Below are 6,470 nucleotides of genomic sequence, written 5' to 3' on the forward strand. Positions count from 1 at the left end.
CAATCACTTCTTTTATATATCCTACGTCCTAACTGAGGTGACGACTGCTATATCTCCCAAGAAATTACATTTAATTTTTGCTGTGTTTTTATGCCCCCAACAAAAATTAAATTAGCTTCAATTATATGGATTAATTAGAGTACCATTTGAAGGTTAATCCAATCAGAATATTGCCGGATAATATCGTGTTTGACTAAAGACTTATCATTTAGTTCGCCCTGGCAGGGCGCAGGCTTGCCGTGAGGGACTCGTGCCGAACCGGAGCAGGGGGAAAAAGGCTTTTGGGATTTTTGTAGAGATACGGTAATCATATCATGTCCGCATAATTAGTTGTGATTTCCACAGTCATTGCACCCCACCCTTTAATCCCCTCCCCGCTTTTCGGGAGGGGAGACAAAGCGTAGCTTTGGCGGGGTGGGGTTCTTCGGGTTTAATAAGTAATCAAGCGGACATGATATCAGAAGTAATTAACCGGACTTGACATAACTTGCCTCTTCCAATATTTGTATACTCCCAACGGTAGATGTATTGATAGACTAGAATAACTAAGTTCTATTTTTGTATCATTCTATGGATAGTAGAAATAACTATTTTACAAAGTTATTATTCAATCAATTAATGCCTGAAAAACGTGTATGCACCCTGGAATCATAACCCAGGGTCTTTTTTATAAAAACCTAGATAATCATCGTTTTTTCATCATTGACTACTGTCCATATCCACCCTCAAATCTTAACAAAGTGTAGGGGTTTAGATCCCCAGCTTCTATCAAGCCGCAAGTGTTGGGCGGGGTCTAAATCACCGTTACAACACGTAATTGCGAATGGGCGAAAAAGCGAATTGCGAATTGGTTTAATAGGGTGGACATGGACAGTGGTTAAAAAGGATTATAAAGTAAACTAAAATACAGACCGCTTTCTTGTAATGTTCTTTCATTATTTGAGTTAACAGATATTAAAGGGATACCCCAGTCAAGACGAACGGTGAAGCGATCGCCCTGTGCCCAACGCAACCCCAGACCAACAGAAGCTAGAGTATTAGGGTTGGGATTGTCTTGACCAGAACTGTTCCAGCCAATACCAAAATCCACAAACGGGATAACTTGTAAGGTGCTATTTATCTGCGGTAAGCGCAGAATTGGGACTTGAACTTCTGCAGAAACAAAAGTGCCATTATCTGTCAGCAGATAATCTTGACGGTAGCCGCGAATGCTATCCTGCCCACCTAAGCCAAATTGCTCTATAGGCAGAAGTTTTGTAGATGCAAGTTGCGTATTTAAACGTAATAACAATAAGGTTTCAGGAGCTAAAAGGCGTGCCCACTGTGCTTGCCCTTGCCAAGCAAAAAAACGGCTATCAGGAGCATCTTGATTAACCGTAGCATTCAACACATCTATGCCTAAACTGAATTGAGAGCGTAGGGCGATGACTTCCCGACTGTTACGACTCGTCCATTCTTGAAAAAATCGCAACGCAGATACCCTAGTGCGTCCTTCTTCATCAGCACCAGGCGAAAGTTCAGAGGCGGGAACCCCTTCTCTTTGTAAAAAGGACGAGATATCACTTTCGCGTCGGGAAGCTGTTAATCCCAGAGCGAACTCTTGTGTAGGAGTTTGGATTATTGGCTGACGGAATGTCACCTCGTAGTAGCGAGAAGCCGATTCGATATCTAAAGTGTCGAAAGGAGGCTCAATCACATTGCTCGACGTAGTGCCATAGTTAAAGCTCACAGTTCCATTGCGGGGATTAAGAGGCAATGTGTAACTAGCGTCAAAAGAGTTGCTACCATCAGTATTGGTGTATCCTAAACTCAGACCATCTCCCAATCCGAGTAAGTTAGCTTCATTCAATCTTAACCCGCGTCGAAAACTGCCAACACTAGGCGATCGCCCATTATCAAGAACTATTTGCCCACTAAAGGTTTTTGCCTCACTGATTTTAACTTCCAAAAGACTCGTACCCGTCCTTGATCCTGCTGAGAGTTCAGCAGTCACGTTTTTAATCAAAGGATTAAGTTGCAAAAGTTGCAGGGCTTCTAATAGACGCTGGCGATTCAGAGGCGCTGATGTGGCGATTGCTAGTCGGCTACGGACATAATTCGGATTCAGCCGCCGAGTTCCAGTTACCTGGATATCTTCTAATTTACCTTCGAGCACCTGAATTTTGAGAACACCAGATTGGATTGTTTGAGGTGGAATATAGGCACCAGAAGTAATGTAACCATTTTTGACATATAGATCAGTGATTTTAGAACGTGCTTGATACACTTCAGTCAGTGAGATCGGTCGTTTGGTAAATTCAGCAGTGGCTTTGGCTAATTCTTGGGCACTGAAAACTGTGCTACCAACAACTTCAAAGCGTTCAACAACAATAGTTTGAGGAAAGTTGCCAGGAAGTGGTTCATCAGGTGTGGGAGTTGGGGCAGAGGGTGGAAATAGTTCTGCTGGTGGGGGGAGTGGCTGTGGCACTTCCGGTGAGGGAAGTGGTGAAGGTGTGGTGGGTGGTTGGATATCCTGTGGTGGTGGAATTTGTTGTGATAAGATGAAATTACTAGTTGGTAATTTTGTAGTATCAACAGTCTCAGCTTTCAGTGGACTTAAAGATGTACTGCCAAGTAATAGAAGCATACTCAGCGGTAAGCAGGACACTATAAGATTCTGAGGGTATTTATCAATCATCGCACCAGACTATTTTTTGTCAGTAACTATGGGATTATAAGGGAACTGCTTCAGATGTGAATCTTACTTCATCTTTTGTCGCTAAAGTTGATATCTTGAGGAAATCTCAATTTAAAGCGTTTTTCAAGTAATTGAACCACACCACGCCCTACTCCCTTATCTCCCTCATCCCCCTCATCTCAATTGTGGTCTAAATACCTGAAAACTGCTGTAAGGTTGTTTGGACTCGATAACTAGCTTTTTTGAGTCCAGTGATCCAAGCCACCCCTTTTTCTACCAGTGCGGCAAATTCTGTAAAATTATAAAAACCTCGATCAAAGATAATTAAAGTCTCTCAGCTCTAACTGGGGAATTAATTCCATCATTACCCGTTCAAACATTGATGCGGGAAATTCTAGAAACCTTTTAGATAGAGCTTGTTGCCAGACCTGAGTCACTTGACACCACAGCAGGTTTTCTCGGTTGAGTAATCGGCATAACTCACGTACTGACGGCACTTGTCGCCACAGTAATGTTAATACTGCCGCCATCATTAACGTAGACTTAAAATCCGCGATCGCAAGCCTAAGTGTTTGTAATAACTCAATTGGTTATATACCAGTGGTGTTAGTAGTTCCTCCATTGGCGCTGCGATCGCTTCGTTTTCTGGCGCTAGCATATTTTTGTTTCGCTTGTGGTCTGGATTTCCGACTCGTGGGTTTGCCATCACCCTAGTTCCTTGGACACACCTATTGACAACATTACCTTTTTCTTAAATTGTCACCAATATACGGAGTATGGGAACGAGGTTTAAATCAATCTTATTCATCTAAACGGTGTTGGATCGCCTGTTAATGATGCGATTGCTCTCCTTGAAAACTTCATCATTCCACCTCTGAACTCGAAAGTTGAACCTTTTAGCATGAACTGTCGAGTTAAAAAGGCGATCGCTTGACCTTTAATCCTCGAAGTTGCACCTTTTATCCTCGGACTTGCATCTTTAATCCTCGAAGTTGCACCTTTAATCCTCGAAGTTGCACCTTTAATCCTCATCATTCTACTTTTGAACTTAAAGCTTGCACCTTAGAACATAAATTGTCTAGTTAAAAGGGGGTAGGCATAGCCCGTCGGAGACATTGCTTTACCTCAAAGCGTCAACAATAGTCTAGTTTTACTCATCTAAACGGATTGCGATCGCATTCAGCAATGACTCAAACTCTGATTCGCTGTGAATATCAGGGGTAAGCGTGTTCATATCTTTTAGCAGGTTGGTGAGTTCTGCGATCGTGTTGCGAATCTCAGTGTATTGGTCAATTTCTTCACGAAATCCCTGCAAATTAGCTGCACCAACTTCTCTCATCCCTTCGTCCAATTCTTTAATTTCATCTTCCCAATGCTTAATATATTTAAGTCTTGCAACAGGTTTATAAATTTGGGCATCGGCTAACACAATCGGGAAAATTCGATGATAAAACTCTCCATTTTTAGCAATTTGCACTAGCTCAAACATACAATTGGAGGATTTTAAATACTTGTCACTAATAACTGCGATCGCACATTTGCCGCGTCCAATCCGTTCCATAAAAGCTTTAATTAGTCCTTTGTAGCCCAAATCGTGTTTATCGCGGATGATTTTGATTCCTTTTGCCTGTAAAGTCTCATCTAGTTTATTGACAAATTGCTCACTTTCTCCACCCCAAGCATAAGAGATGAAAATTTCCTTCTCGAATTCAATTGCAGATTGACTATTCACGATCTGTTTTTGTTCTTCTTCACTATCTCGTAAACGATGCGTCAATGATTCATCTCGCTTGCGCTCCAGTTCGCTTTGCAATTGTGCAACTTGGGGGTTGATTTCCTCAGCTACTTTTGCGGGTTGAAATATGACATCATCTATTAACCTGCGGACATCTACCATTTCATAGCTTTTCTCGCACTCCTTCTGGTAACGACCAGCGTTTAAGCGCTTGTAGAGTTCCTCTAGAGGATATGAATAAGGTGTTTGACTATCTTTGCAAGTCTCACAGTTACACGGAACTAGGGTTTGATATTGCAAACGTTCGTAAGAGTTATGGATTTTTTCGAGTTCATGGGTGATGACTGCCATCAATTCTTTTTTGCGATTTCCGCCTACACGGATTTTAATTTCCCGTTGATGATAGTTTTCAATGACTTCTGCACGAGTTTGGTCTTTGTTAAGAACAACACCGTTTTTCCAAACGAGTTTTTGCTGTTCAATCCAAGGATGCGTCTCGACAATAAAGCGGGTGAGGATGCCTTTGGGCATGAATGTATAACTGTAGCGCAGGATAAGGTTATTGCGATCGTCCCAGGTATAATCAGCTTTTTCAATGGAAAGCAATTGAGGCGCAATATAAATGTCACGACGACCCGGAATTTCATAGCAAAGCTTGAACCGCATCATTAATTGCAGGAGTTCATCTCGCATATCTGTATATTCGCCGTCTTGCCAAATATCTTTGAGGTTTTCCTTAGTAAAACAACCTAGCTTTTGCTTGACAGTTTGATTATCCAAAACTTTGTAAACGGCAGATGTTCCCCATTCTGGCTTGAGGATGACGTAATGTTTGAGTGTAGAATCATCTTGAAAATGAAGGCAAACACCGAGGTCATGTAAATAGCTACTCAAGCGCAGCATGTCTTTACGGTCAGTTAAATTATTGATTCGGCAAAGGTTACAGTATTCTTCAAAGCTGATGTAATTTCGGGAATCGTTCTCTAGAGCGGCTCTGACTCTTACCCAAAGTTTTGGTAGAGGTGTACCAACATGGTCAAGATTGCTGATATAAAGCTGAATAGCCTTTTTTATCTCTACCAAACCGCGATTATCAGCTAAATTGGTTGCCAGAATTTCCTTCAAGTTGTCAAATTCTCCTCGTAACTGCCCTCCATCGACTTCACACTGACGGCCTTGTTTTTCGTTTTTGATGATGATAACTGGACTTTTGTCGCTCAAGAGTTCGACAACTTTCAGCCACCAGTAAAAATCAGTGTTTTCTTTGCGAGTGTCGGCAACTAAGGTATAGAGAGAACGCTTGCTGAGGAAAAATTGATGGGTTTGGTGGTAGATTTCCTGACCGCCAAAATCCCAGATGTTGACGCGGAAATCTTTGCCATTGGGCTGTGTGAAGTGCCACTGGATGACTTCAATGCCTTCCGTTGATTCCTCATCTACCTGGAGTTTGTAGGTTTCATCGCTGATTTTCTTGGCTAAAGAGGTTTTACCGGCTCCCCCTTCGCCAACGATCAAGAATTTTGCTTCGTAGAAAGGTTCGGTTTCGGCTGGATCTTGCACCCGAAAATAGAAATCAAGAATTTCATTCACATCACCCGGATCTTCATATAACTTCTTCGACCCCAAAATCTCTGGTGGTATGGGGACTGGATTTCTACGAAGATCCAGCTTTTTCAGGTTTGATAGTTGCCTGATTTCCCTTGGCAAACTGCTCAGTTGATTACTGCGGAGGTCGAGGGTTTGTAGATTGGTGAGTTGGACAATCTCTGGTGGCAGACTGCTCAGTTGATTACTGCGGAGGTCGAGGGTTTGCAGGTTGGTAAGTTGTCCAAATTCAGGTGGCAGACTGCTCAGTTGATTACTGCCGAGGTCGAGGGATTGGAGATTGGTGAGTTGGACAATTTCTGGTGGTAGACTACTCAGTTGATTACTGTAGAGGTCGAGGGTTTGCAGGTTGGTGAGTTGGACAATTTCTGGTGGCAGACTGCTCAGTTGATTACTGTAGAGGTCGAGGGTTTGCAGGTTGGTGAGTTGGCCAATTTCCGCTGGCAGACTGCT

General features: G+C 42.5%; 5 protein-coding genes. All 5 read right to left on the minus strand.

Annotated elements, in window-relative coordinates; all coding sequences use genetic code 11:
• Positions 1 to 134: 134 nt before the first annotated feature.
• Positions 135 to 311 (minus strand): hypothetical protein, encoded by a 177-nt coding sequence (locus RMY63_RS37585; RefSeq protein WP_322733551.1) that lies wholly within the window; start codon positions 309 to 311, stop codon positions 135 to 137.
• 566 nt (positions 312 to 877) lie between these two features.
• Complete coding sequence (locus RMY63_RS37590; RefSeq protein ID WP_416212584.1) at positions 878 to 2,626, minus strand: ShlB/FhaC/HecB family hemolysin secretion/activation protein; 1,749 nt, start codon at positions 2,624 to 2,626, stop codon at positions 878 to 880.
• Between the two features lie 365 nt (positions 2,627 to 2,991).
• On the minus strand, positions 2,992 to 3,210 hold the full coding sequence (locus tag RMY63_RS37595; RefSeq protein ID WP_322733553.1) for a hypothetical protein: 219 nt from the start codon (positions 3,208 to 3,210) through the stop codon (positions 2,992 to 2,994).
• Positions 3,210 to 3,383 carry a hypothetical protein gene (locus RMY63_RS37600; protein WP_322733554.1) on the minus strand — a complete coding sequence of 58 codons (174 nt, stop codon included), beginning with the start codon at positions 3,381 to 3,383 and terminating at the stop codon, positions 3,210 to 3,212. The genes RMY63_RS37595 and RMY63_RS37600 overlap by 1 nt, the downstream gene beginning before the upstream one ends.
• A 444-nt stretch (positions 3,384 to 3,827) precedes the next feature.
• Positions 3,828 to 6,470 (minus strand): COR domain-containing protein (locus RMY63_RS37605; protein ID WP_322733555.1); only part of this gene is annotated, 2,643 nt, incomplete at its 5' end.

The sequence above is a fragment of the Nostoc sp. ChiQUE01b genome, from assembly GCF_034531255.1.
Taxonomy (GTDB): Bacteria; Cyanobacteriota; Cyanobacteriia; order Cyanobacteriales; family Nostocaceae; genus Nostoc.